The organism is Microbacterium sp. NPDC055988 (genome assembly GCF_042269505.1).
GTDB lineage: Bacteria > Actinomycetota > Actinomycetes > Actinomycetales > Microbacteriaceae > Microbacterium.
The window spans coordinates 612,131-636,730 of sequence record NZ_JBHJXY010000001.1; the positions used below are offsets into that span (position 1 = coordinate 612,131).

At 70.3% G+C, this 24,600-nt stretch carries 23 protein-coding genes; 8 read left to right on the forward strand and 15 right to left on the reverse strand.

What is annotated here, in order from left to right; genetic code table 11:
• Positions 1-4 precede the first annotated feature (4 nt).
• Complete coding sequence (locus ACFC14_RS03110; RefSeq protein ID WP_376101170.1) at positions 5-1,612, reverse strand: DUF222 domain-containing protein; 1,608 nt, start codon at positions 1,610-1,612, stop codon at positions 5-7.
• A gap of 507 nt (positions 1,613-2,119) precedes the next feature.
• Between ACFC14_RS03110 and ACFC14_RS03115 the strand changes: the two genes are divergently transcribed.
• Positions 2,120-3,361: a M23 family metallopeptidase gene (locus ACFC14_RS03115; RefSeq protein WP_376101171.1), complete on the forward strand. Its 1,242-nt coding sequence runs from the start codon at positions 2,120-2,122 to the stop codon at positions 3,359-3,361.
• Positions 3,362-3,503: 142 nt separating this feature from the next.
• On the opposite strand, the gene ACFC14_RS03120 is transcribed toward ACFC14_RS03115, so the two are convergent.
• Positions 3,504-4,955 (reverse strand): gamma-aminobutyraldehyde dehydrogenase, encoded by a 1,452-nt coding sequence (locus ACFC14_RS03120; protein ID WP_376101172.1) that lies wholly within the window; start codon positions 4,953-4,955, stop codon positions 3,504-3,506.
• 100 nt (positions 4,956-5,055) lie between these two features.
• Between ACFC14_RS03120 and ACFC14_RS03125 the strand changes: the two genes are divergently transcribed.
• Genes ACFC14_RS03125 through ACFC14_RS03135 form a run of 3 tightly spaced genes read left to right on the forward strand, consistent with a single transcriptional unit; the run spans position 5,056 to position 7,314 of the window.
• Positions 5,056-5,523 carry an Lrp/AsnC family transcriptional regulator gene (locus ACFC14_RS03125; RefSeq protein WP_376101173.1) on the forward strand — a complete coding sequence of 156 codons (468 nt, stop codon included), beginning with the start codon at positions 5,056-5,058 and terminating at the stop codon, positions 5,521-5,523.
• Positions 5,524-5,551: 28 nt separating this feature from the next.
• The gene (locus ACFC14_RS03130) at positions 5,552-6,955 is read left to right on the forward strand and encodes an NAD(P)/FAD-dependent oxidoreductase (protein ID WP_376101174.1); all 1,404 of its coding nucleotides are present in this window, start codon (positions 5,552-5,554) and stop codon (positions 6,953-6,955) included.
• Complete coding sequence (locus tag ACFC14_RS03135; RefSeq protein ID WP_376101175.1) at positions 6,952-7,314, forward strand: cupin domain-containing protein; 363 nt, start codon at positions 6,952-6,954, stop codon at positions 7,312-7,314. Before ACFC14_RS03130 ends, ACFC14_RS03135 begins: the two co-directional genes overlap by 4 nt.
• A 26-nt stretch (positions 7,315-7,340) precedes the next feature.
• Here the strand turns inward: ACFC14_RS03135 and ACFC14_RS03140 are convergent, their stop codons facing one another.
• The 6 genes from ACFC14_RS03140 to ACFC14_RS03165 form a co-directional block, all read right to left on the reverse strand.
• The gene (locus ACFC14_RS03140) at positions 7,341-8,846 is read right to left on the reverse strand and encodes a carboxylesterase/lipase family protein (RefSeq protein WP_376101176.1); all 1,506 of its coding nucleotides are present in this window, start codon (positions 8,844-8,846) and stop codon (positions 7,341-7,343) included.
• A gap of 50 nt (positions 8,847-8,896) precedes the next feature.
• The gene (locus ACFC14_RS03145) at positions 8,897-9,859 is read right to left on the reverse strand and encodes a DNA-methyltransferase (RefSeq protein ID WP_376107087.1); all 963 of its coding nucleotides are present in this window, start codon (positions 9,857-9,859) and stop codon (positions 8,897-8,899) included.
• A gap of 167 nt (positions 9,860-10,026) precedes the next feature.
• Positions 10,027-11,076, reverse strand: coding sequence for a biotin/lipoate A/B protein ligase family protein (locus tag ACFC14_RS03150; RefSeq protein WP_376101177.1), 1,050 nt, complete (start codon positions 11,074-11,076; stop codon positions 10,027-10,029).
• Positions 11,077-11,176: 100 nt separating this feature from the next.
• Positions 11,177-11,914 carry a DUF1684 domain-containing protein gene (locus ACFC14_RS03155; protein ID WP_376101178.1) on the reverse strand — a complete coding sequence of 246 codons (738 nt, stop codon included), beginning with the start codon at positions 11,912-11,914 and terminating at the stop codon, positions 11,177-11,179.
• Positions 11,915-12,168: 254 nt separating this feature from the next.
• Complete coding sequence (locus tag ACFC14_RS03160; RefSeq protein ID WP_376101179.1) at positions 12,169-13,026, reverse strand: alpha/beta fold hydrolase; 858 nt, start codon at positions 13,024-13,026, stop codon at positions 12,169-12,171.
• 33 nt (positions 13,027-13,059) lie between these two features.
• Positions 13,060-13,797, reverse strand: coding sequence for a copper homeostasis protein CutC (locus tag ACFC14_RS03165; RefSeq protein ID WP_376101180.1), 738 nt, complete (start codon positions 13,795-13,797; stop codon positions 13,060-13,062).
• Between the two features lie 59 nt (positions 13,798-13,856).
• Between ACFC14_RS03165 and ACFC14_RS03170 the strand changes: the two genes are divergently transcribed.
• The 3 genes from ACFC14_RS03170 to ACFC14_RS03180 all read left to right on the forward strand — a co-directional run bounded on the left by ACFC14_RS03170 (position 13,857) and on the right by ACFC14_RS03180 (position 15,991).
• Positions 13,857-14,297 carry a MarR family winged helix-turn-helix transcriptional regulator gene (locus ACFC14_RS03170; protein ID WP_136041304.1) on the forward strand — a complete coding sequence of 147 codons (441 nt, stop codon included), beginning with the start codon at positions 13,857-13,859 and terminating at the stop codon, positions 14,295-14,297.
• A gap of 5 nt (positions 14,298-14,302) precedes the next feature.
• Entirely contained in the window at positions 14,303-15,640 is a 1,338-nt protein-coding gene (locus tag ACFC14_RS03175; RefSeq protein WP_376107090.1) for an MFS transporter, read from the forward strand.
• A gap of 63 nt (positions 15,641-15,703) precedes the next feature.
• The gene (locus ACFC14_RS03180) at positions 15,704-15,991 is read left to right on the forward strand and encodes a hypothetical protein (RefSeq protein ID WP_376101181.1); all 288 of its coding nucleotides are present in this window, start codon (positions 15,704-15,706) and stop codon (positions 15,989-15,991) included.
• A 220-nt stretch (positions 15,992-16,211) separates the two neighbouring features.
• Here the strand turns inward: ACFC14_RS03180 and rocD are convergent, their stop codons facing one another.
• From rocD to ACFC14_RS03210, 6 genes are all read right to left on the reverse strand, one after another.
• Complete coding sequence (gene rocD / locus ACFC14_RS03185; protein ID WP_376101182.1) at positions 16,212-17,435, reverse strand: ornithine--oxo-acid transaminase; 1,224 nt, start codon at positions 17,433-17,435, stop codon at positions 16,212-16,214.
• On the reverse strand, positions 17,432-18,310 hold the full coding sequence (gene ddaH / locus ACFC14_RS03190) for a dimethylargininase (protein WP_376101183.1): 879 nt from the start codon (positions 18,308-18,310) through the stop codon (positions 17,432-17,434). Before ddaH ends, rocD begins: the two co-directional genes overlap by 4 nt.
• Before the next feature lie 171 nt (positions 18,311-18,481).
• Complete coding sequence (locus tag ACFC14_RS03195) at positions 18,482-19,483, reverse strand: NAD(P)-dependent alcohol dehydrogenase (RefSeq protein ID WP_376101184.1); 1,002 nt, start codon at positions 19,481-19,483, stop codon at positions 18,482-18,484.
• The gene (locus tag ACFC14_RS03200; RefSeq protein WP_376101185.1) at positions 19,480-19,716 is read right to left on the reverse strand and encodes a helix-turn-helix transcriptional regulator; all 237 of its coding nucleotides are present in this window, start codon (positions 19,714-19,716) and stop codon (positions 19,480-19,482) included. The genes ACFC14_RS03195 and ACFC14_RS03200 overlap by 4 nt, the downstream gene beginning before the upstream one ends.
• Complete coding sequence (locus tag ACFC14_RS03205; protein ID WP_376101186.1) at positions 19,716-20,150, reverse strand: hypothetical protein; 435 nt, start codon at positions 20,148-20,150, stop codon at positions 19,716-19,718. Before ACFC14_RS03205 ends, ACFC14_RS03200 begins: the two co-directional genes overlap by 1 nt.
• A 111-nt stretch (positions 20,151-20,261) precedes the next feature.
• Complete coding sequence (locus ACFC14_RS03210; protein WP_376101187.1) at positions 20,262-20,504, reverse strand: hypothetical protein; 243 nt, start codon at positions 20,502-20,504, stop codon at positions 20,262-20,264.
• 182 nt (positions 20,505-20,686) lie between these two features.
• Here ACFC14_RS03210 and ACFC14_RS03215 point away from each other — a divergent pair, with 182 nt between their 5' ends.
• Positions 20,687-20,896 (forward strand): hypothetical protein, encoded by a 210-nt coding sequence (locus ACFC14_RS03215; RefSeq protein ID WP_376101188.1) that lies wholly within the window; start codon positions 20,687-20,689, stop codon positions 20,894-20,896.
• A 3-nt stretch (positions 20,897-20,899) separates the two neighbouring features.
• On the opposite strand, the gene ACFC14_RS03220 is transcribed toward ACFC14_RS03215, so the two are convergent.
• Positions 20,900-24,556, reverse strand: a complete 3,657-nt coding sequence (locus ACFC14_RS03220) for a proline dehydrogenase family protein (RefSeq protein WP_376101189.1) — start codon at positions 24,554-24,556, stop codon at positions 20,900-20,902.
• Positions 24,557-24,600 lie beyond the last annotated feature (44 nt).

Genomic DNA, 24,600 nt, shown 5'->3' on the forward strand with positions numbered 1-24,600 from the left:
CGGGTCATGGCGTCGCAGGTCTTCGTGTGGGGGGTCGTGTGGCGGGTTGTGGTGTGGGGGGTCGTGTGGCGGGTCGTGGTGTGCGCCATTGTCGGGTGGGGTCCCACCAGGCGGGTCCGCGGACGTGGGGTGTGCCGGCCATCATGCGGATTTCCCATCCGTAGGTGGTGAGGGTGCGGTGGTGGTGCCAGCAGAGGGCGACGCCGTTGTCGGTGTGGGTGGGTCCGCCTCTGGCGTGTTCGTGGACGTGGTGGATCTCGCACCAGGATGCGGGGACGTGGCAGCCGGGGATGAGGCATTCTGTGTCGCGGAGGGTGATCGCGCGGCGTTGGTGGGCGGTGAAGATCCGGTCGGTGGTGCTGATGCCGATGATGCGCCCGTTCGGGTCGAACAGCACCCGTTGCACGCCGCCCGCGCACGCGGTGTGCGCGGCGACACGGGTGGAGACGGGGGTGTCGATGCCGTCCACGTGCGCCCAACCGCGCCCGGTCGTGTAGTCGTCGGCGGTGACGGACACGACCAGGGTGGGTGCCCCGCCGCCCAGGCGTGGGGTGTGGTCGTGGCGAGCGGCGATGCCGAGGATCGCGGCGAGGGTGTCGTGCTGCTTCTGCGACCGGGAACGCGGGTCGATCATCCGCCCCGGGTCACCGGACGGGAGGACACCGTCATCCACACCCGCACCGGGGCCGTCGTCGGTGATGCCATCCCGGGCCCCGGCGTCTCCGTCGGTGCCCTCCGGCGTCTCGGCACCCGCATCGCTCCGGTCTGAGGGCTCGAACGCGACCCCGGGGACGGGTGGCCCGTCGACTTTCGGGTTCAGGTACGCGTCGAACAGGCGCTGCAACTGCCCCGCGACCTCCGGCAGCAACCGTCCCCGGATCGGGATCACCCCGTCTTTCGCCCGCCCGAGGGCCAGACCCCGTGCCCGCATCGCGATGTCCTCCGCGGGTTCCGCGCCGTCCGGGTCGAGGTATTGCACGATCACCTGCGCCAGCAACCGCAGATCCTCCGGCGTCGCCGCCGGAGCAACATCCCCGACACCCGCGTCCGTGTCCGCATCCGTGTCCGCATCCGTGTCCGCATCCGTGTCCGGGTCAGCAACAGAGACTCCTCGCGCGTATGCGGCCAGCTCCGCGTCCGCCCGCAACCGGTCCGCGGTCCCGATCCGGGCCCCGGCCTGCTCGATCGGCCCGATCGCCGCCAACAGACCCGCCACCCCGATCGTCCCGTCCACCACCGCCTCCCGCAACGCCGGCCACCGCGCCGGCAACCACGCCCCGGACGACAACTCCACCTCCCGCCGCACCGCTTTCGCGGCCTTCACCACCCGCCCCGCCCCCGCTGTATCGGTGCGCAGCACCCGCTGCAGCAACTCGTTCACCGTGCGACACCCGAACCGCCCGCAGAACGCCAGCTCCCCCGACCCCGCCGGACGCCCATCCACCGACGCGACCGTCTCCACAACCACCGCCTCCACCCGCCGCTGCACCTCCCCGGCGACCCGCAACAGCCCCATCTTCACGTCGTCACTCAGCCCCGCGATCACGTCCGAGCGCAGCACCGCATCCAGGTCGGCGACGACCTGGACGAGCAGTTCTGCGGGGTTGTTCATACCCCCTAGTCAACCGAGGGCCACCGACATTCGAACCCCGAATAACCCCAGTTCAGAGCAATATTCCGAAACACGCGAAACGCTGACACGCCCTCCACAGAAACACCGACACAGCACTTCTCCACACTCTCGGCGGTACGGCGCGCCGCGACGCACGCGGACGTCCCACACCAGGGCAGAGTGTGAGCATCCGCGTCGACAAGACACACGACATCCCCCATGTCGATGGCGGCCGAGCATTCTTCGTCGAAACGGAGTCGACCATCCGCTCTCGATTTGACGCTCACAGGTTCGCCAACTAAATTACAGATCGGTAACGGTGGCATCCGGGGGGATCGACCGCCGAGCACATCTGCCCTCCGGAAGGATCCCGTCACGAATTCCCTGCCACCCGAGCGCGCTCACGACGCCTCGGAAGCCTTCTCAGAAGCCCCCGACTCGGCCCGACCGCGCTTGCGGCGCGACTTGCGACGCTCCGCGTCCACGGAGCCGCAGAGTCCCCGCGCGATGGATGCAACCCGTGCGGGCGACGGACAGCGCGCCCGCACGGCAGATGCGCTCGGCGCGGTCGACACACGAGAGCCGGCCGGTGCACCCCACGCAGGTGATGCCGCCGGCGCACCGACTTCCACCGACCTCCTCGACACACGCGACGCAATCGACGCGATCGACGCGATCGACGCGATCGACGCGATCGACGCGATCGAAGCGATCGAAGCGATCGACGCCCTCGACACACGCGACGCAGTCGACACACGCGACGCACTCGACTCGATCGACGCACCCGACGCACCCGACTCGATCGACGCGATCGACGCACCCGACGCGATCGACCCCACACCGTCCGCATCGCCCGCCACACCGGCCGCCTCGCCCGCCACAGCTCCCGCGACACCGGCCGCTCGTCCGCAGACGCAGGCCGCCGGCCGGCGCGGCACCCGAGGTGCTCGAGTGCGCCCCCGACGACGGACGCCGCAGAAGGCAGCGCCGTCGGTCCGGACCAGCCGAGCCAAGCGTCCGTGGGCGAAGGCCAAGGCCCTCGGCGCCACGTTCGCGATCGGCGTGATGGTCACCGGTGCGGCACTACCCGCACTCGCCACCGGGAGCGACGGGGCCGTCGCCACCACCAGCCTCACCACAGCCGCCGCCGCCGATGCCGCGCAGTCCTACACGTCTCCGTCCGCGTCGGCTTCGACCGAGACGATCCGCGCCGAGATCGCCCCGCGGGGGAGCTTCTCGGCGACGACGCCCGAGGAGATCGAGGAGACGCGCTCCCGTGCCGTCGCCGCCGCGCTCGCTGCCGGCATGCCACTCGGAAGCGCGGTCGAGATCCCCATCGCCGACCGCATCGTCATGCCGATGGCAGACGGCACGTACTCGTTCACCGACGGCTTCGGCGCCTCACGCCCGGGCCGGTCTCACCTGGGCCAGGACTTCGCTGCGGGTGTGGGCACCCCGATCAACGCCGCCATGAAGGGCTGCGTGTCCCGCTCCACCGAGAGCTACCAGGGCTACGGTGTGACGATCCAGATCGAGAGCATCGTCGACGGGCAGGCGGTGAGCACCGTCTACTCGCACATGAACTACGGAACCCGCGCGGTCGAGGTCGGCGACTGCGTCGACGAGGGCCAGTACATCGGCGACGTCGGATCGACCGGATACGTGTTCGGCTCCTGCCTGCACTTCGAGGTCCACATCAACACGGTCGCCGTCGATCCCATGCCCTGGCTCCAGACGCACGTGAGCTGACCTGCACCACCGGGCATCTCGGCGAGACCCCGACTTGGCACCGAGACCCCGTTGTGCCGTCGACGGAAGCCCGGGGCTTCGACGAGAAGCCGGGGTTTCGACGAGAAGTCGGGGCTTCGGCGCCCACCAGGACGCCCGCGGCTCAGTCGAGCGCGCTCATCACGTGCTTGATGCGCGTGTAGTCCTCGAACCCGTACTGCGAGAGGTCCTTGCCGTATCCGGAGTGCTTGAACCCACCGTGCGGCATGTCCGAGACGAACGGGATGTGCGTGTTGATCCACACGCAGCCGAAGTCGAGGTTGCGCGATAAGCGCATCGCCCGGGTGTGATCGGTCGTCCACACCGAGGCGGCGAGCGCATAGGGCACGTCATTCGCCATCTCCAGCGCCTCGTCGTCGCTGGAGAACGCCTGCACGGTGAGCACCGGGCCGAAGATCTCGCCCTGCACGACCTCGTCATCCTGCCGCACGCCCGAGACGATCGTCGCCTCCCAGAAGTAGCCCTGATCTCCCTGACGGCGTCCGCCGGTCTCGATGGTCGCGTGCGCGGGCAGCCGGTCGATGAAGCCCTGCACTTGAGCGAGCTGCGCCGCGCTGCTCAGCGGGCCGTACAGCACACCCTCCTCATGCGGGCCGCCGGTGCGCGCATGCGTCTTCGCCCTGGCCACCAGCGCGGCCACCAGCTCGTCGTGCCGCGAGGCGTGCACCAGCACCCGAGTGGCGGCGGTGCAGTCCTGCCCGCCGTTGAAGAAGGCCCCGGTGATGATCCCGTCGACCGCCTTCTCCAGCGATGCATCCGCGAACACGATCGCGGGCGCCTTGCCGCCGAGCTCCAGGTGCACGCGCTTGACGTCGTTCGCCGCCGAGCGCGCCACCGCCATGCCTGCGCGCACCGATCCCGTGATCGCGACCATCTGCGGAGTCGGATGCTCCACCAGCGCGACGCCCGTGTCACGATCGCCCAGCACGACGTTGAGCGTGCCGGCCGGGGTGTGTCGGGCGACGACCTCGGCGAGCAGGAGAGTCGTCAACGGCGTCGACTCCGCCGGCTTGAGCACGACCGTGTTCCCGGCGGCGAGCGCGGGCGCGATCTTCCAGACGGCCATGTTCAGCGGATAGTTCCACGGCGTCACCTGGCCGATCACGCCGACCGGCTCGCGGCGCACGAACGAGGTGTGCCCGGCGAGGTACTCCCCCGCCGCGCGGCCCTCCAGACTGCGGGCGGCACCGGCGAAGAAGCGCAGCTGATCCACCGACTGCATGATCTCATCGGCGACGAGGCTCGCGCGCGGCTTGCCGGTGTCCTGCGACTCCAGATCGGCGAACTCCTCGGCCCGCGACTCCATCTCGTCGGCGATGCGGAACAGCGCCAGCTGCCGGTCGGCGGGCGTTGTGTCGCGCCAGAGCGGGAAGGCGGCGGATGCCGCGGCGTAGGCGGCGTCCACATCGACGCCGTCGGAGATCGGCAGTTCACCGTAGACGGCTTCGGTGACAGGATCGAGAAGCGGCATCCGTTCCGTCCCGGTCGCGGGCACGGAGCGGCCGCCGATGAAGTTCTGCAACGGCGCCGAGTTCTTCACAAGGGTGCGGGACATGCCGTCATGGTAGCGCGCGGCCTGCGGAATCGGAAGATTTCACCCGGGCGAAGCGACTGAATCAGTTGCAGAATCAGGCTATGACTGTCAATATCGACAGATGAGCCCCAAGCCTGCCCAGCCTGCACTGGACGACATCTCGAAGCGCATCGTCGAACTCCTGCAGGAGGACGGTCGCCGCCCCTACGCCGAGATCGCCCGCGAGGTCGGCCTCAGCGAAGCCGCCGCCCGGCAGCGGGTGCAGCGGATGACCGAGGCAGGCATCATCCAGATCGTCGCGGTCACCGATCCCATGCAACTCGGCTTCCACCGCATGTCGATGATCGGCATCCGCGTCTCCGGCGACCCCCGCGCGATCGCCGAGGAACTCACCCTGATCCCCGAGTTGGCCTACGTCGTCGTCACTCTCGGCACGTTCGACATCCTCGTCGAGGCCGTGTGCGAGGACGACGAGCACCTGATCACCCTCATCGCCACTCGCATCCGCACCATCCCGGGCATCGTCCACACCGAGAGCCTGCTCTACGCGGGCCTGTACAAAGACCTCTACAACTGGGGAACGCGCTGACGCGCGCCCCGAACGCATCGGAGTGATCATGGGAACCACGGTCTTCGAACGCCGGCGGCCGCCGCAGGGGGTCGTCGACGACTCTCTGCGCGACACCGCTCTCCGGGTGTTCTGGCTCGACGATGTCGATCGGCCGACGCATCCGCGACTGAACGGAACGGTCCGCGCCGACCTCGCCATCGTCGGCGGCGGCTACGCCGGGCTGTGGACGGCGGTGCGCGCCAAGGAGCGCGACCCCGAGCGCCGCGTGGTGCTGCTGGAGGCGTCGCGGATCGCGTGGGCGGCATCCGGTCGCAACGGCGGCTTCTGCGAGTCGAGCCTCACCCACGGTCATGAGAACGGCGTGACCCGGTGGCCCGACGAGATCGACCGGCTCGAGGAGCTGGGCCACGAGAACCTCGACGGCATCGAGCAGACGGTCGCCCGCTACGGGATGGATGCGGAGTTCGAGCGCACCGGCCAGCTCGCCGTCGCGGTCGAACCGCACCAGGTCGAGTGGCTCCGCGACGAACCGGGCTTCCTCGACCGCGAAGCCGTGCAGGCCGAGGTGCACTCCGAGACGTTCCTCGCCGGAGCTTGGGACCGCGAGGGCTCCGCGATGGTGCATCCCGCCAAGCTGGGCGTCGAGCTGGCCCGCGTGGCCGCAGACCTCGGCGTCGAGATCTACGAGCACAGCATCGTGCGCGCCATCGAGGGCGACGGCTCCGGTCCGATCACGCTGGTCACCCCGAACGGTCGGGTGATCGCGGATGCCGTGGCGCTCGGCACCAACGTGTTCCCCTCGCTCCTGAAGCGCAACCGCCTGATGACCGTGCCGGTGTACGACTACGTGTTGATGACCGAGCCGCTCTCCACGGAACAGCTCGCGTCGATCGGCTGGTCGAACCGTCAGGGCCTGGCCGACAGCGCGAATCAGTTCCACTACTACCGGCTCACCGCCGACAACCGCATCCTGTTCGGCGGCTACGACGCGGTCTACCACTACGGCGGCAAGGTGCGCCCGGAGTATGAGGACCGCATCGAGAGCCACCGCAAGCTCGCCTCGCACTTCTTCACGACCTTCCCGCAGCTGCAGGGCCTGCGCTTCACCCACCGCTGGGCCGGAGCGATCGACTCGTCGAGCCGCTTCTGCGCATTCTTCGGCACCGCCCGCAAGGGCCGCGTCACCTATGCCACCGGCTTCACCGGACTGGGCGTCGGCGCCGCGCGCTTCGCCGCCGACGTCATGCTCGACAAACTGTCGGGGGATTCGACCGAGCGCACCGAGCTGCAGATGGTGCGCGAGAAGCCCATCCCGTTCCCGCCCGAACCCGCCGCCTCGATCGGCGTCAACCTCGTGCGCGCGGCCATGAACCGGGCCGACCACAACGAGGGCAAGCGCAACCTGTTCCTCAAGACCCTCGACGCCGTCGGCATGGGCTTCGACTCATGAGCGGCCTCGCTGCCGGGGCGGGGGTGGATGCCGGCGCGCTGGGCCTCACGCACGAGCCGCTCCCCGCGGAGGAGGTGCTCGCCGGCGCCCCGACGACCGCCGTGCACGAGCTGGCGACACTCGGCGGGGTCGAGATCGGCGGGGTCGAGATCGGTGTGTGGGAGATGACACCGGGCACTGCGACCGACACCGAGGCCGACGAGGTGTTCGTGGTGCTGTCCGGCCGCGCCACGATCTCGTTCGCCTCATCGGGCGTGCCCGACCTCGAGGTCGGCCCCGGCTCAGTGGTGCGCCTCGCCGAGGGCATGCGCACGACCTGGACCGTCGCCGAGACGCTTCGCAAGGTCTACGTGGCCTGACGGCAGGCGCGATCCGAAAGAGAACGTCAGGTTCGCAGCAGCGGGCGCACGGAGGCGTAGGCGTCGCGCACATCGCGCGACGGCACGTCATAGACCCGGACGATGCCGGAAGCGCCCTCGTGACGTGGCCACCCGGGGTCGCCGCCGGTGACGAACGCGACCGCCGCGCCGTGCACCTCGTCGGCCAGGCCCTGTGGCGGGTTCGGGCCGGCGAGCGGCTCCATCGCGGGGCCGTCGAGGCAGTCGAAGAAGAACGGCACATCGAGGCAGTGCTCGGCGAAGCCGAAGCGTCCCGACGGCCAGGAGAACCGGTACACCCAGGTCGGAGCAGCGCCGCGGTCGGCGACGACCTTCAGCAGCGCCGAGCGGAACATCCGGTCGGTCAGCAGCCGCCCGGCGACGCGGGCATTGCCGAGTCGCGTGACGTCGGCGTTGGCCGCGAGGTACTCGCGACGCGCGGCCTTCGGCAGCCCGAGCTTTCCCAGCAGCAGCGACCGAGGCACCCAGCGGAGCTTCTTCGCCGCATCCGAGAACACCATGGTGAACTCGTCGTCGGTCGCCCCGAGCACGAGCGGCTTGTCGGCGCCGATGCCCGCGGCGAGCGCCTCGCGCGTCGAACGTGGCAGCAGATCGCCGTCGATGCTCGGCCCGAGCGGCAGCCCCTCCTCGAGCATCATGCCGACCGACGACGGCCCGAGCTCGGTCGCCCTCTTCTGCAGCTCGAGGATGCGCTCCTCGGACAGCGACGAGAACCCGGCCAGGGTCGGCTCGACCCCGCCGGCGGCGGCGAGCCCGCGGCCGAACGCCTCGGCGCGTGCGGAGGCGACATCGGCGAGCGCGCCGGAGATCGCATAGACGCCCTGGAACAGGTGCTGCGCCTTCTCCATGCCGAGCAGGGTCAGCACGGCACCGCCACCCGCGGACTGCCCGGCGATCGTCACGCGCGACGGATCTCCGCCGAACTCGGCGATGTTCCGCTGCACCCACTCCAGCGCGAGCAGCCAGTCGCGCACACCACGGTTCGAGGGAGCGCCCTCGATCCAGCCGAAGCCATCGAAGCCCAGGCGGTACGAGATCGACACCGTCACGACGCCGTCGCGGTTGAAGTTTCGGCCGTCGTACCAGGGGCTCGCGGGTGAGCCCGCGAAGTATCCGCCGCCGTGGATCCAGACGAGCACCGGGAGCCCGGCTCTTTGCTCGGCGCGGGTCGGGCTCGGCGTGAAGACGTTGACGTTGAGCGTCGATTCGCCCTCGATGCTCGGCTCGGGGATGAGCGTGACGCCGGGGTCGCCGCGCTGTGCGGTGGCGGCGAACTCGAGCGCATCGCGCACACCCTCCCACGGCGCCTTGGGCACGGGCTCCAGGAAGCGCAGCTCACCGATCGGCGCCTCCGCGAACGGGATGCCGAGGAACGCCGCCGACCGCGGATTGCCGCGCCCGCCGGTGGTCGGACGCCAGCGTCCCCGCACCCGCCCTGCGGCGGTCGTCACCTCGACGAAGTCGGCGGTGGTCTCGAAGTCGATGTCGGTCATGACAGCATTCTCCTGGTCGCGGCGGTGAGCGAGCCACATCGAGAGAGGCTTCAGCCGGGTGTGATCACTTCGGCGTGCGGCAGCCGCGTCTTCATGACCCCGATCGCCTCGGGGTTGTCGTCGACGAGCACGGCGTCGCGACCGAGCGCCGACGCCACGGCGCCGGTCGTGCCGCTGCCGGCGAAGAGGTCGAGCACACGGTCGCCGGGGCGGCTGGATGCGGTCACGATGCGGCGCAGGATCCCCTCGGGCTTCTGCGTGGGATAACCGGTCTTCTCGCGCCCCGTCGTCGGGACGATCGTGTGCCACCAGACGTCGGTCGGCAGCTTGCCGCGCGCGGCCTTCTCGGCGGTCACCAGTCCCGGTGCCATGTACGGCTCGCGGTCGACCTCGTCGGAGTTGAAGACGTACGCCCGCGGATTCTTCACGTACACCAGGATCGTGTCGTGCTTGGTGGGCCAGCGGCTGCGCGACTTGGCGCCGTAGTCGTACGCCCAGATCAGCTCGTTGAGGAAGCAGTCCCGCCCGAACACGGCGTCGAGCATCACCTTGGCGTAGTGCGCCTCCCGATAGTCGAGGTGCAGGTACAGGGTGCCGTCGTCGGCGAGCAGCCGCCACGCCTCCTCGAGCCGCGGCATCAGGAAGGAGCCGTAGTCGTCGAAGCGGTCGTCGTAGGCGCGCAGCATCCCGCGCACCCGCTCGTACGCGTGGCCGTGGAATCCGTGGCGCACCTCGGCGGTGGGCACGGTCTCGGCCGTCGGCGCGGCTTCGGTCTCGGCCACCCCCCGTTCAGATCTCCTCGGACCTGTGCCGGTCTCTCCATCCGGGTCGCGGAATTCCGGGAGTTCTTCGGTGACCGGCTCGGATTCTCGAGGAGTTGTGAACGTCCGGCGCGCGGTGACCACCTGCCGGCCCTGCGTCCGGCCGGTGTTGAACGGCGGGTCGAGGTACACGAGCGTGAAGGAACCCGACGGCAGGGTCGCCGCGACGGCGAGGTTGTCGCCCTCGATGATGGTGACCGCGCCCCGCGCCTGCGTCGGAGAAACGCGCTTCCCGCGGCCGGAATCCGGGGATTCGGCCGCGGGAAGCGCATTCGTCCGAGTTTCGGGTCCGTCGTCCGGCGCGGCCACGGCCGCGGGAAGCGCATTCGTCCGAGTATCGGATCCGTCGTCCGGCGCGGTCACGGCACCCGATGCAGCCACGCCTCGGTGGCGAACTTCGACGCGACGAGTGCCTCCGCCTCGGCATACTCGTCCGCGGTGATCGTGCCGGTCTCGGCGTCGGTCAGCGAGCGGAAGGTGTCTTTGAACCGCTCGATGATCTCGGCGCGCTCGAGTCCGGTCTGGCTGCGCAGCGGGTCGACGCGCTTTGCGGCCGACGTGGTGCCCTTGTCGCTGAGCTTCTCGCGGCCGATGCGCAGCACCTCGGTCATGACCTGGCCGTCGATGTCGTACGACAGCGTCGCGTGGTGCAGCACTCCCCCGTTGGCGAGGCGCTTCTGCGCGGCACCGCCGATCTTGCCGGTCGGGCTCGCGATGTCGTTGAGCGGCTGGTACACCGCATCGATGCCGAGGGACCGCAGCGCCTGCAGCACCCAGTCGTCGAGGAAGGCGTAGGAGTCGGCGAACGTCATGCCCGCGACGAGCGATGCCGGCACATACAGCGAATACGTGATGATCTGCCCCGCGGCCATGAGCATCGCCCCGCCGCCGGAGATGCGGCGGACCACGTCGAAACCGTGCCGTGCGGCGCCCTCGGGGTCGACCTCGTTGCGGTACGACTGGAACGACCCGATCACGACGGCCGACTCGTTCCACTCCCAGATGCGCAGGGTGGGACGCCGTCGCCCCTCGCCGACACGGGCGGTGAGCACCTCGTCGAGGGCGAGGTTCATGCGCGGCGAGACCGCCTGGTCGTGCACGATCTCCCAGTCGAAGTCACGCCATCCCGGGGCCGTCACGAGCGCGCGGCGCACCGCGGTGCCGACGGCTTCGGGCGAGAAGCCGAGCAGCTGAGCCCCATCGGGCAGGGCGCTGCGGACGGCCGTGGCGATCGCCGTCGAGTCCGACTCGGCGGGCAGCCCGTTCACCGCGGCGTTGATGTCGTCGAGGGCTGAGTCCGGCTCGAGGAAGAAGTCGCCGGCGAGGCGGAAGCGGGCGATCCGGTCGTCTTCGATCTCGAGGTCGACGACGACGAGCTTTCCACCTGGGACCTTGTATTCACCGTGCACAGAACCAGCTTAAGGCGCGCGGCCTCGGATGCGGCGGGCTCGACTACCCGGATCACCCGAGCGCATCAGCCGTCGAGCGGGATCGACCGCCGGCCGCGGATCAGCCGCCGAGCACCACCACGCGCTCGCCGGCGCGGATCGGCGTCGAGTATCGGTTCCCCGCGGGCGGCAGCGGGCAGACGTACTGGTCCGAGAACGCGCACGGCGGCAGGTAGGCGCGGTTGAAGTCGATCACGGCCGTGCCGTCGGCGGCGGGTTCGTCGACCGGCAGGAACCGGAAGCGATACGTCTCGAGCCCGTTGGTGCCGTCGGCGAACACCGCGCTCAACGCCCCCTGTCCGTTCCTGGTGACGGTCAGCGTCTGCGGCGCACCGGCCAACTCGAACCGCAGTCGCCCGGCGACGGCAGTCTCGCGCACCTCGCCGTCGACCGACGTGATCAGGATCTGCTCGTCCGGCGTCTCCTCGAACACCGCGGGGAGTCGCCAGCGCTCGTCGGGCGCATAGGCGTCGATCGCGGTGAACCACTCGCGCTGCGGTCGTGCCGGATTCAACACCCGCAGCGCCAGTGCGCCGTGGCGATCGAACACGCGCAGCTCACGGCGGCCGAGGCGGATGCTCTCCGAGCCGCGCAGGATCACGGTCGACCCCGTCTGGCCGAGCTCGCTGCCGCGGATGCCGCCGTCGCCGGTGAGGGCCCAGAGCCCGGGGATGCCGTCGACCGCCGCCGCCTCCGTGATGAGCCAGTTCGTCGACTCGAGCGCCGACGGACCGTACTCCGACCCCGCGTACCGCTCGCGCGACGCGTGCCAGTCCTGCCAGTCCTTCACGAAGCTCATCGGTGCGGTCCCTCCCGTGCGAGCAGCACACACGGGCGCGCTCCTCGCTCCTGCGCGGAATATTGACCCGAATCTACGGTCGGGACCGAGCCCGAGGAACGGCTCCGTCACACGACTTCACGCCGCGTCATTCCGCGTCACATCCGGCCCCGCACCGACGAGACCCCGCCTTCTGACCGAGACCCCGCCGTGCGCGCGCAGCCACCCCGGGGTGTGGACGCGAACCGGGGGTCTCGGGGCGCGAAGGCGGAAGCTCAGCGCGCGGGGATGTGCTTGTCGAGCCAGGCGAGCACGTCGGCGCGCACCTCTTCCTGCTGCAGTTCGGCGAAGATCTCGTGCCGCGCATCCGGATACACCAGCGTGGTCACGTCGGTGAGGCCGGACCGGCTGCGGTACTCGTCGGCGAGCTTGTGCACGCTGCGGGGTCCACCCACCGGGTCGTCGCGACCCACCAGGAGCAGCATCGGGATGTCGCGGCCCAGGTCCTTGGCCGGACGCCCGTACAGCCGTGCGGCCTCGATCGGGCCGAAGAGCTTGAGCAGCGGGACATCGGTCGTGAGCGGGTCGTCGGCGAACGCGGCCCACACGGCAGGATCGCGGCTGAGCCATTCGAGCCCGGTGGCGCCTTCGTCCTTCGCCCACCGCGCGTTCAGGGGTGCGGCGTTGAGGAAACCGGGCGTGCGCAGTGCGGAGCCGGAGAGGATCACGGCATCCCACGCCTCCGGGTGGTGGTTCACGAGCATCTGCGCCAGGAACGACCCCCACGAGTGGCCGAGCAGCACCAGCGGCAGATCGGGGTTCTCGTCTCGGATGATCCCGGTCAGCTGCCAGACGGCATCCTCGGCCGCGCGAAGGCCGCCGACGCCGAGCCTCCCCAATTTCTCGGGTCCGCCGTGCTGACGGATGCCGGTGCGGCCATGGCCTCGGTGATCGTCGGCGTAGACGTGGAAACCGGCCCCCGTGAGGGCGCCGATCAGGGCGCCGTATCGTCCGGCGTGCTCGCCGACGCCGTGCAGGAGCTGCACGACTCCGCGAGGAGTCCCCGCAGCCGGATGCACGTCGTAGACGATGGCCACGCCATGGGCGTCGGTGAACTCGCGCGTATCCGTCACGCTGCGAGCCTAGCGACCGGGCACCGGGACCGCCTACCGGGCGACGGCATCCCGGATCGCGAAGGCGACGTCGCGGTCGGTGACCTCGTAGCCGCCGACGCCGTCGGAGGCCGAGCCCATCCGCACGCCGCCGTCTTCGATCACGGCGCGCTTGGCGGAGAAATGGATCGCGTCGACGCCGGCCGCGGCGAGCACCGGGGCGCTGGCGACATCGACTCCACTGCCGGCCATGACCTGGATCTCTCCCTCGGCTGCGGCGACCAGCGCACGCAGGGTGTCGATGCCGTCGATCGCGGCGGATGCCCCGCCCGAGGTCAGCACGCGAGCAAGGCCCAGCTCGCGGGCGCTGCGCAGAGTGGCGACGGGGTCGGCCGTCACGTCGATCGCGCGGTGCAGGGTGACGGGAGATCCGCCTGCGGCATCGCGCAGCCGCGCCATCGCGTCGAAGTCGAGGCGCCCCTCCGCGTCGAGGGCGCCGATGACCACGCCGGTGGCACCCGCAGCGATCGCGCGTCGCACGTCGCGCTCGCTGATCGCCAGCTCGTCGTCGGCGTAGTGGAAGCCGCCCGCGCGCGGCCGGATGAGCACGTGCACCTCGGGACCGTCCGCTCCGGCCGCCTCGACCGCCAGCTCGAGCGTCGCGGGAGACGGGGTCAGTCCGCCGAGGGCGAGGGCCGTGGCGAGCTCGACGCGGTCGGCGCCGATCTCGGCGGCGATGCGCACTCCGGCGGGGTCCTGCACGGCGATTTCCAGGGCGAGCGTTCGGGTCACCCCTCCATTGTGCCCGGTGCCGAGACGGCGTCCAAAAAATTAGATAGACTATCTAAGTAATGTCTGCGTCCGATGAATCCCTCCACCTCACCGCCACAGACCTGCGCATGGCCACGTTCCGGCTGGCCCGTCGCCTCCGCTGCGCCCGCGCGGCCGACTCGATGAGCGATGCGCAGCTGGCGGTGCTCGCCGACCTGCGCATGAACGGTCGCCGCACGATCTCGACCCTCGCCGTCCGCGAGCGCGTGACCGCTCCGTCGATGACCAGCACCATCAACGGCCTCGAGGAGCAGGGCTTCGTCGTGCGCACCCCCGATGAAGACGACCGCCGCCGCGTGCAGGTCGACATCACCGATGCGGGTGTCGAGATCGTCGTGGAGACGATCCGCCGCCGCGACGAGCTGCTGGCCGACATGCTGCGCGAGGTCGAATACACCGAGGCCGAGCTCACCACGCTCCGAGAAGCGAGTGCACTGATGCGGCGGGTGGTGGAGCGATGAGCGCCATGTTCCGTTCCTTCGCGAACATCAACTACCGCATCTGGTTCGCGGGGGCCCTGGTCTCGAACGTCGGCGGCTGGATGCAGGCCACCGCCCAGGACTGGGTCGTGCTCACCGAGCTCACCGACAACGACGCCACCGCGATGGGCGTCACCATGGCGCTGCAGTTCGGTCCGCCGCTCGTGCTGGTGAGCCTCACCGGATGGGTGGCCGACCGCTTCGACCGACGCCATATCCTGTTCGCCACCCAGTCGGCGCTGCTGGCCCTCGCGATCGCGGTGGGTGTGCTGCTGCTGAACGACGTGATGACCCTGCCGATGATGTTTGCCTTCGCACTCGGTTTCGGCGTCGTGAACGCGTTCGATGCCCCGGCCCGGCAGGCGTTCGTCTCCGACATGGTGTCGACCGGCGACACCTCGAACGCGGTCGCACTCAACTCGGCATCCTTCAACCTCGCCCGCATGATCGGCCCGGCGGTCGGTGGCCTGCTGATCGTGGCGATCGGTTCGGGCTGGGTGTTCATCGTGAACGCCGCCACCTTCCTCGCGATGATCCTCGCGCTGTCGATGCTGCGCACCCGCCTGCTCGCGCCGCGACTGAAGAGCCGCAGCCGGGGTGGGCTCGCCGCCGGGTTCCGCTATGTGTGGGGGCGCAGCGATCTGCGGGTCGTGTTCGTCACGGTGTTCCTGATCGGCGCGTTCGGCATGAACTTCCCGATCTTCGCCTCGACCATGGCCCTGGAGTTCGGCGCGGGCGCCGACGGCTACGGCGTGCTCAGCTCGGTGCTCGCGATCGGCTCCCTGATCGGCGCCCTGCTCGCGGCCCGTCGCGACCGCGCACGCGTGCGGGTCGTGATCCTCGCCGCGGGTGGATTCGGCATCGCCGCGTTCGTGTCGTCCGCCATGCCGACCTACGCCTCCTACGCCGTCACGCTGACGTTCACCGGCTTCATGATCGTGACGCTGCTCACCACGGCCAACGGGTACGTGCAGATCACGACGGAGCCGGCGCTGCGCGGGCGCGTGCTCGCCCTGTACATGGCCGTGATCATGGGCTCGACGCCCGTGGGTGCCCCCATCGCCGGGTGGGTCGCCGACTCCTTCGGACCACGTGCCGCCATCATGCTCGGCGGCACGGCCGGATTCGTCGCCTGCGCGATCGGTGTCATCTGGGTGGCGACCTCGGGACGCCTGCGCCGTGCCGAGAATCGCCGCTTCCTGCTCACCCTCGACGAGACCCGGCCGCTGCGGGTGATCGAGCGGCCCGACCCGATCGAGTTCAGCGACGAGGCCGCCGTCACGACTCCGATCCGGAGCGCGAAGCGGGACGACGTCGAGGGCTGAACAACTTTCCGCCGTTTGTCAACGCCCTCTACGGAGTGCATCCGGCGTACGTACCGTCGATCCATGGACGACAACACGGAACGCACACCCCACCCGCAGGATCCTGCCGAAGGCGCTCGCCGCGTCGGCGTGCCGGATGAGGATGCCGGTCAGGGCGACGGCAGCGGCGGCGCGATCCAGGGCGACAGCTCGCGCGGCGAATCGACCGGCGGCGCCATCCAGGGCGATGCCGGCCAAGGTCACCGCTCAGCCCTCGGCGGCGATGAGGAGACCGAGGACCAGCTCCAGGCCGACAACGCGGCCGAGGAAGACACGTTGAAGACGCTCGATCCGGATTCCCCACCGGCCTGAGCACTCCGGAAGGACAGCGTCACCGTCAGCCGTCGTCCCCAGCGTCGGCCCTCCCCCGGCGGTGGCGCTGTCCGCTTCCCGGGCGCGTCCGCGTCCGGCATCCGGCATCCGGCATCCGGCATCCGTGCCACATGTCGGACGGATGCACGGATGCAGGGCGACACGCTGCGTCCTGGTCCGGCATCCGTCCGTTCTCCCGACATCCGAGCCGGGCCGTCGATCAGCCGAGCACGAGCTTGAGCTGCTCCACCGCCCAGTCCAGTTCGGTCGCGCGGATCACCAGCGGCGGCGCGATGCGGATGGTCTGACCGTGCGTGTCCTTCACGAGCACGCCCCGATCGAGCAGCTTCTCGGCGATCTCGCGGCCCGTTCCCTTGGCGGGGTCGATGTCGACGCCCGCCCAGAGGCCGGCGATGCGCACCGCTGTCACGCCGTGCCCGATCAGCGGCTGCAGCGCCTGCTCGAGGTGCGCGCCGAGTGCCCGGGCGCGTTCCTGGAACTCGCCCGTCTGCAGCATCTCGACCACACGCAGACCCACGGCCGCGGCCAGCGGGTTGCCGCCGAAGGTCGAGCCGTGCTCGCCCGGACGGATCACACCGAGTACGTCGGTGTTGCCGACCACGGCCGAGACGGGGAGGATGCCGCCGCCGAGGGCCTTTCCGAGCAGATACAGGTCCGGCACGACGCCCTCGCGGTCGCAGGCGAACGTCTCGCCGACGCGGCCGAGCCCGGCCTGGATCTCGTCGGCGATGAACAGCACGTTCTTTTCGTCGCAGATCTCGCGGATGCGGCGCAGGTAGCCCTCGGGCGGGATCACGACGCCGGCCTCGCCCTGGATCGGCTCGACGAGCACGGCGGCCGTGTCGTCGGTGATGGCCGCAGCGATGGCATCCGCGTCGCCGTAGGGCACCACGTCGAAGCCCGGCGTGTACGGGCCGAAGTCGTCGCGGGCCTGCTCGTCGTCGCTGAAGCTCACGATCGTGGTCGTGCGGCCGTGGAAGTTGCCGGCCGCGACAATGATGCGCGCCTTGCCCGCAGCGATGCCCTTGACCCGGTATCCCCAGGCGCGGGCGACCTTGATGCCGGTCTCGACGGCCTCAGCGCCCGTGTTCATCGGCAGCACGAGGTCTTTGCCGGCAAGGTCCGCGAGCGCCGCGGCGAACGGCTCGAGCCGGTCGCTCTGGAACGCGCGGCTGACGAGGGTGACGCGGCCGAGCTGCTCGGTGAGCGCGGCCACGAGCGCCGGATGCCGGTGCCCGAAGTTCACGGCCGAGTATGCGGCGAGCAGATCGAGGTAGCGCTTGCCCTCGACATCCGTCACCCAGGCGCCCTCACCGCGGGCGATGTTGACCGGCAGCGGGTGGTAGTTGTGCGCGACGTGCGGCTCGGTGCCGGCCTCTCCCGGCTGGGTCGCTGAGCCCGTCGAAGCGTCGACCGCGGTCACTTGGCACCCCGCAGCTCGAGCGTGCAGCACTTGATGCCGCCGCCGCCGAGCAGCAGCTCGGAGAGGTCGACGGTGATGGGGTTGTATCCGCGCTCGCGCAGCTGCTTCTCGAAGCCCTTGGCCCGCGGCGAGATGATCACGTTGTAGCCGTCGCTCGCCGAGTTGAGGCCGAACACCGAGCCGTCTTCATCCGACACGAGGATCGCGTCGGGGAAGCGCTTCTCGAGCTCGGCACGGCTGGCGTCGTCGAAGGCGCCCGGAAGGTACGCGATGTTCGCGCGCTCGGGGCCGCCGTTCTCCGTGCCCTGCACCGGGTCGAGCACGGCGATGGCGGTGTCGAGGTGGTAGAAGCGCGGGTCGACGAGGTTCAGCGAGACGACCTCGCGGCCGAACACCTCGCCGACCTCGCGGTGGCTGTCTCCGGTGGAGCGGAAGCCGGTGCCGGCCAGGATCACGTCGCCGACGAGCAGGAAGTCGCCCTCGCCCTCGTTGACCTCCTTCGGCATCACCGTGTCGTAGCCCGCCGCGCGGAACCAGTCGGCGAACGCCGGGGCCTCGCCCTGCCGCTCGACGAAGCGGAACTCGGGCACGTACGCACGGCCGTCGATGAGGAATCCGCCATTGGCCGTGTAGACCATGTCGGGGTAGCCGGCGAGCGGCTCGATGAGTTCGACCGTGTGGCCGAGCTCGAGGTAGAGGTCGTGCAGCTTCTGCCACTGCGCCACCGCGTTCGCGGTGTCGGTGGGCCGCGACGGCTCCATCCACGGGTTGATGGAGTAGTTCACGGTGAAGTGCTCCGGCTTGCACATCAGGTAGTGACGGCGGTGCGCGGTGCGGGCGGGTGCGGTGGTGACGGCGGCTTCAGGCGTCGACATGGATGCTCCTCGAATGGACGGGCGCGGCGGACGCTGTCCTGGGGCCCGGCGGTCCTTCGACCCGCTGCTCGTTCAGAGCCGGCGACGGGGAAGATGCGACTCGGGCACGCCGGAGTCCATTGTGTCACCCGCCCCCTGTGCGCCGCCAGAGCCGCGCTCCATTCGAGGCCGTCACACTCCCGAGCTGCGGACGACGACCTTCCCGACAGTGTGCCCGGCCTCGAGGTGGGCGAGGGCGGCGGACGCTTCCGCGAACGGGTACTCGCGCTCGATCACGGGCACGATGCGGCCGTCGGCGACGAGCTCGAGGAGCTTGGCCAGCACCTCGGGGCGCGGCGTCGCGGCGAGAGGACGGATGCGCCGCGAGCCGATCGACAGCACCGCCGCCCGCACCATCCGCGGGATCGGTCCCAGCACGTGCCCGCCGTCGCCGGTGACCAGCACGATCCGACCGCCGTGCCCGACGAGGCGCTGCAGCTCGCGCAGCGGCATCCCTCCGGCGATGTCGACGACCGCGTCGAAGCGGCCGGCCGGGATCTCGCTCAGCGGCGACTCGCGATGGTCGAACGTGCGCACGGCACCCAGGCGCTCGATCAGCGGGGCGTTGCGGGCGCTGCACGCGGCCCAGACCTCGGCCCCACGGAGCGCGGCGAGCTGCACCGCGAACGTGCCGACGCCTCCGGATGCGCCGATGATCAGCACCCGCGGGGCCTCTCCTCCGCGCAGGCCGACGCCGGCGAGATCGAGGGCCTGCCACGCGGTGCCGGCGGCGATCGGGAGGGACGATGCCGCCTCGGGCGTGATGTCGGGCGGGGTCGGCACGAGCCGGGAGGCGGGCACCCGCACGTACTCGGCGAGTCCTCCGCCTCCGACCAGCTCGCCCACGACGTCTTCGCCGATCTCGGCGCTCACGACGTCGGGACCGACCGCGACGACGGTGCCGGCGACCTCCATGCCGCGCACCGGGTGCTTCGGTCGCGTGAGGCCGAAGACCGGGCGCACGAGGAGCGGATCGCCGAGCAGCAGCCGCACATCACCCGCGTTCAGCGAGGTGGCGCGCACCTTCAGGAGCACTTCTCCGCGATGCGGCACCGGCACCGGGATCTGCTCGAGACTCACCCCGGACGACGGGCCGTAGGTCTCGCGTCGCCAGGCGTTCATCGTCTCTGTCATGATGCTCCTCCGGATACAGGTGGGGCGGGGTAGGCGAACAGGTCGTCGATCCCGACCCCGAACGCCCGCGCGATCTGGAACGCCAGCTCCAGCGTGGGCGAGTACTTCTGCTGCTCGATGGCGATCAGCGTCTGCCGGGTCACACCGACGGTGCGGGCGAGCTCGGCCTGGGTGAGGCCCGCCTGCTCACGATGTGCACGGATGCTGTTGGAGACGAGGGTCGGCTTCACCATCAGACGAGCCCCCGCCGGTAGGCGATCACGCGGGCGATGCCGCCGACGAGCGCGGAGATCGCGAAGCCCAGGTACATGGTGTTCGCGATCCAGAACACGTCGGCGCCGACCGCGCACAGCGCGATGACGCCGAGCCCGGCGATCACCACGAAGGCCTGCTCGACCCGCCCGCCCATGCGGCTGATGTCACGGTCGCGGATGTCGGAGCGGCCGGCGCCGTCCGGGTCCTTCATGCCGGCGAGGATGCCCCAGACGATGCTGATCACGATCGTCGCGACGATGCCTCCGACGATGGTCCACAGCATGAGCGGGAACCAGTCGACGGTGGTGAGCGGCGCTCCCCCGGCCTGCTGGAGCACCAGCACGACGTAGACGATCAGCGCGATCGGACTGACGATGAGTCCCGCCCAGGCGTTGCGTTCTTCGTAGACCATGATGCCTCCGATGTAAAAGATTCTTGACACTCACGCTACGCCCGCGGGTGCGTCGTGTCAAGAATTCTTTACACTGGGAGCTTCCGCGCGCCGCGGGCAGCCCGATGGGCTCTACCGATCCCCGCCGAGCTTCGCGCGCCTGGCCTCTTCGAGGAACCGCTCGAGCACGCCGAGGGGAATCGCCGTGTCGTCGAACATGGCGAACGTCATCGCGCCGGAGACGTCGTCATGGAACACCTCCGCGATCACCTCGCCCGACCCTTCGCGCGCGATCAACTCGAGGGCGATACCGTCACGTGCACCCACCGAGCTGGCGATCTGCATCCGATCGGCGTTCGTGGGATCCGTCGTCATGAGCACCAGTGTGGCATCGGCTGCATACCGGCATCAGATCACGTCGCTGCTCCAGGGGTCGAGTTACGATGCCACGGGGTGATCTGTTGAGAACGTCGATTGTGGTGCCGTGGGTTCTCGCCTGCATTGTGGCGATCGGCACACTCGTCGCGTCCGTGGGCGTCTCGATTTCGACGGCGAATATGCCAGACCACTCTCCCTACCTCAAGGACGCGGCCAATACCACGGCTCTCATCTTCTGCCTCGTGTCGCTCGTCGGCGGGGGCGTCGCCTCCAGGTTCGTGCGATCGAACGAGACGAAACGCCGCTCCATCGCGTGGATGACGCTGGGCGCGGCCGTGCTCGGCGCGGTCGTCACCGCGGTTCTGATGACGCTCGCGATCGGGTCGTGAACCTCAGATCACGTCGCTGCTCCAGGGATCGAGGTTGCCGTAGCGGTGCGCGGTGATCGAGATCGACTGCTCGTGCACGAACGGCAGCAGCTCGATGCGGGCGGCCGCTGTGACCTCGCCGTCGTACACCGCGAGGTCGGGATCACCCCCGGATGCCGTGGCCAAGGCCGTGTGCAGCGCGGCGACCGCAGCGCGACCGCCGACCAGTCGCACCCGGTCGCTCACGGGCAGTGCGGCGACGCCCTCGGCGGCATCCTCCGCGCGGAGCATCCGCTGCATCCACTCCTCATCGGTCTCGAGGAAGACCGCGGCGTCGAGGTCGCCGAGCGCGCGGCGCACGTCGCCAGGCAGGCCCACCGGCGTCGAGAGCACGAAGTCCGCTCCCGAGCGCACGCCCGCGATCACCACGCGCAGCAGATCCTGCAGCGCCGCATCCTCCGTCGCCCGGATCTCGACCGGCACCGGACGGTACCGGAAGAGGTTCCGCTCCACCCCGAGGTGCGACACGTCGCGCACCTGCCCGAACTCGCGGTCCCAGGCCAGGGCATCCGAGAGCGCCGAGCGCCGTAGCCACTCGAACTTCTCGTACTCCAGCGACGACTGCGCCGACTCGATGAGCGCGGTGATGCGGGAGTCGAGCCCACGCAGATGCAGGGTGCTGGATGCCGGTCCGCCCGGCTGCGAGCGCCAGGACCCGAGCCCGATCAGGTAGTTCGGGCCGCCCGCCTTGGCGCCTGGTCCGACTGCCGAGCGCTTCCAGCCGCCGAACGGCTGCCGCTGCACGATCGCTCCCGTGATGCCGCGGTTCACGTAGAGGTTGCCCGCCTGCACGCGGTCGAGCCAGAAGGCGAGGTCGTCCGGATCCTGCGTGTGCAGCCCGGCGGTGAGCCCGTAGGCGACGGCGTTCTGCAGCTCGACGGCTTTCTCGAGGGTCGGTGCATGCATGATGCCGAGCACCGGCCCGAAGAATTCCTCGGTGTGGAAGCGCGACCCCGGCTGCACGCCGACACGGATGCCGGGCCGCCACAGCCGCCCGCTGCCGTCGTCTCCGGCGTCGAGGGCGGGCTCGATCAGCCACTGCTCCTCGCCCTCGAGCTCGCTCAGCGCCCAGGCGAGCTTGCCCTGCGGCGGCTCGATCACCGGGCCGACCTCGGCGAGCGGATCGGTGGGCGGGCCGATGTGCAGCGAGCGCACGGCATCCGCGAGCTGACGCTTGAACCGCGGCGACCGACCGACCGGACCGACGAGGATCGCGAGAGACGCGGCCGAGCACTTCTGACCGGCGTGCCCGAAGGCGCTCTTCACCAGGTCGGCGACGGCCAGGTCGAGGTCGGCCGACGGGGTGATGATCATCGCGTTCTTGCCACTGGTCTCGGCGAGCAGCGGCAGGTCGGGTCGCCAGGAGCGGAACAGCGCGGCGGTGTCCCACGCCCCGGTGAGGATCACGCGGTCGACCGCGTCGTGGGTGATGAGCTCGCGGCCGAGCTCGCCCTCTTCGATGTCGACCAGCGCGAGCAGGTCGCGGGGGATGCCCGCCTCCCACAGTGTCTCCGCGATCACCGCGGCGCAGCGGCGGGCCTGCGGGGCCGGCTTGAAGACCACGCCCGAACCGGCGGCGAGCGCGGCGAGCACTCCGCCGGCCGGGATCGCGAGCGGGAAGTTCCAGGGCGGCGCCACGACGGTGATGGATGCCGGCACGAACACCGCGCCCGCGATCGCATCGAGCTCGCGCGCGGTGGCCGCGTAGTACCGGGCGAAGTCGACGGCCTCGCTCACCTCGAGGTCGGCCTCGGCGAAGATCTTGCCGGTCTCGGAGGCGGCGACCTCGATCAGGTCGCCGCGTCGGGCCTCCAGCGCGGCCGCGGCGCGCAGCAGCACCTCGGCGCGTTCTGCGGCGGGGCGCCCACCCCAGGCCGGAGCCGCACCGCGGACCCCCTGCACGGTCCGCTCGAGGGATTCCGCATCCTCGATGCGCGCGGCCGCGACCGTGTCGGCACCGAGGTCGGACGAGGCGATGCGCTCCCGCACCCCGCGCGCCCAGTCGCGGTTCACCGGCAGCGCCGGGTCGCTGTCGACCGAGTTCGAGAAGCCCGGAGCACCACCGGCATCCTGCTCCAGCTCGCGGGCGGAATACACCGCCGTCTCGAGGAAGGCCTCGCGACCGCCGCCGTCCTCGGAGCCGCGCGAGATGCCGAGCACGGCCTGGGTGAGGTCGGTCTCCGGCAGCGGTGCCACGGGCGAGGGACGCAGCGCTTCGTGCACCGGCGCGCTCCGATCCTGCGTGCGACGCGGTCCGGTCCGCAGCGTGGGATCGTCCGAGCGGTCGAGTGCGTCGAGGAACCGATCCTGCTCGCGCACGAACAGGGCCTCGTCATCCCCGAGCCGGAACGCGGCGGAGAGGAAGTTGTCCGGAGAGGCGTTCTCCTCGAGCCGCCGCACCAGATAGCTGATCGCGACGTCGAACTCGGCGGGCGCCACCACGGGCACGTACAGCAGCACGGGCCCGACCTCGCGCGAGACGGCCTGCACCTGCCCCTGCGCCATGCCCAGGAGCATCTCGAACTCGACGGCCTCGCGCACGCCGCGCTCCCCGGCGAGCAGCCAGGCGTAGGCGATGCCGAACAGGTTGTGTCCGGCGACGCCGAGCTTCACGGCGGCGGCATGCTCGGGGCGCAGAGCCCAGTCCAGGCAGCGCAGATAGTTCGCGTCGGTGTCGAGCTTGGTGTCATAGGTCGCGGGCGTCCAGCCGTGCATCCGCGCCTCGACCTGCTCCATCGCGAGGTTCGCGCCCTTGACGAGGCGCACCTTGATGCGGGCGCCGCCGTGCGCGACGCGGTCCTGTGACCAGGCGGTGAGCTCCTGCAGGGCGGGCAGGGCGTCGGGCAGGTACGCCTGCAGCACGATCCCGGCCTCGAGCCCGGCGAGCCGAGGGTCTTCGAGGATGCGCGTGAACACCGCGATCGTCAGGTCGAGGTCGCGGTACTCCTCCATGTCGAGGTTGATGAAGGTGCCGTCCGCCGCGGCCGTCAGATACAGCGGGAGCAGCCGCTCCACCACCTCGTCGACGATCTCGTCGAACGCCCACATCGACAGGTGGCTGACGATGGCCGACACCTTGACCGAGACGTAGTCGACATCCGGTCGTCGGATCAGGTCGTGGATGCCGTCGAGGCGGCGCTTCGCCTCGGCCTCCCCCAGCACGGCCTCACCGAGCAGGTTGAGGTTCAGGCGCGAGCCCGTGGTCTTGATGCGCGCGATGGCGGCTTCGAGTTTGGCGGGTCGCGCGTCGACCACGAGGTGCCCGACCATGTCACGGAGCACCTTCCGCGCGATCGGCACGACCGGCGACGGCAGTATCGGGGCGACCCCTCCCCCGAGACGCACCACCGAGCGCAGGTACCAGGGCAGGAACTCCGGCACGATCGGCGCGATCCGATGCAGCTGCGAGGCCGCGGCCGCCAGGCTCTCCGGGCGCATGACGCCGTCGACGAAGCCGAGCGTGAACGGCAGCCCGTTCGCATCCTGCAGCACTCCGGCGAGACGGGCGGCAGCGGGGTCGGGTTCGATCGCGGCGGCCTCGATCGCCCACCGCCGAGCAAGCTCGACGGCACGGTCTGCGAGGGGTGCGGATGCCACGGCATCCGCCGGGATGTCAGCCATGACTTTCACCCTAGGTCTGGATGCGCCGGATTCCGCGCCGCGCC

Coding starts and splice junctions, on each gene's coding strand:
- ACFC14_RS03195 (WP_376101184.1), bottom strand. CDS start 19,483: ATGACAGAGACGATGAACGCCTGGCGACGCGAGACCTACGGCCCGTCG.
- ACFC14_RS03110 (WP_376101170.1), bottom strand. CDS start 1,612: ATGAACAACCCCGCAGAACTGCTCGTCCAGGTCGTCGCCGACCTGGAT.
- ACFC14_RS03210 (WP_376101187.1), bottom strand. CDS start 20,504: ATGACGACGGATCCCACGAACGCCGATCGGATGCAGATCGCCAGCTCG.
- ACFC14_RS03200 (WP_376101185.1), bottom strand. CDS start 19,716: ATGGTGAAGCCGACCCTCGTCTCCAACAGCATCCGTGCACATCGTGAG.
- ACFC14_RS03180 (WP_376101181.1), top strand. CDS start 15,704: ATGGACGACAACACGGAACGCACACCCCACCCGCAGGATCCTGCCGAA.
- ACFC14_RS03130 (WP_376101174.1), top strand. CDS start 5,552: ATGGGAACCACGGTCTTCGAACGCCGGCGGCCGCCGCAGGGGGTCGTC.
- ACFC14_RS03170 (WP_136041304.1), top strand. CDS start 13,857: ATGTCTGCGTCCGATGAATCCCTCCACCTCACCGCCACAGACCTGCGC.
- ACFC14_RS03115 (WP_376101171.1), top strand. CDS start 2,120: ATGGATGCAACCCGTGCGGGCGACGGACAGCGCGCCCGCACGGCAGAT.
- ACFC14_RS03175 (WP_376107090.1), top strand. CDS start 14,303: ATGTTCCGTTCCTTCGCGAACATCAACTACCGCATCTGGTTCGCGGGG.
- ddaH (WP_376101183.1), bottom strand. CDS start 18,310: ATGTCGACGCCTGAAGCCGCCGTCACCACCGCACCCGCCCGCACCGCG.
- ACFC14_RS03140 (WP_376101176.1), bottom strand. CDS start 8,846: ATGACCGACATCGACTTCGAGACCACCGCCGACTTCGTCGAGGTGACG.
- ACFC14_RS03205 (WP_376101186.1), bottom strand. CDS start 20,150: ATGGTCTACGAAGAACGCAACGCCTGGGCGGGACTCATCGTCAGTCCG.
- ACFC14_RS03155 (WP_376101178.1), bottom strand. CDS start 11,914: ATGAGCTTCGTGAAGGACTGGCAGGACTGGCACGCGTCGCGCGAGCGG.
- ACFC14_RS03120 (WP_376101172.1), bottom strand. CDS start 4,955: ATGTCCCGCACCCTTGTGAAGAACTCGGCGCCGTTGCAGAACTTCATC.
- ACFC14_RS03125 (WP_376101173.1), top strand. CDS start 5,056: ATGAGCCCCAAGCCTGCCCAGCCTGCACTGGACGACATCTCGAAGCGC.
- ACFC14_RS03220 (WP_376101189.1), bottom strand. CDS start 24,556: ATGGCTGACATCCCGGCGGATGCCGTGGCATCCGCACCCCTCGCAGAC.
- ACFC14_RS03215 (WP_376101188.1), top strand. CDS start 20,687: ATGCCAGACCACTCTCCCTACCTCAAGGACGCGGCCAATACCACGGCT.
- ACFC14_RS03135 (WP_376101175.1), top strand. CDS start 6,952: ATGAGCGGCCTCGCTGCCGGGGCGGGGGTGGATGCCGGCGCGCTGGGC.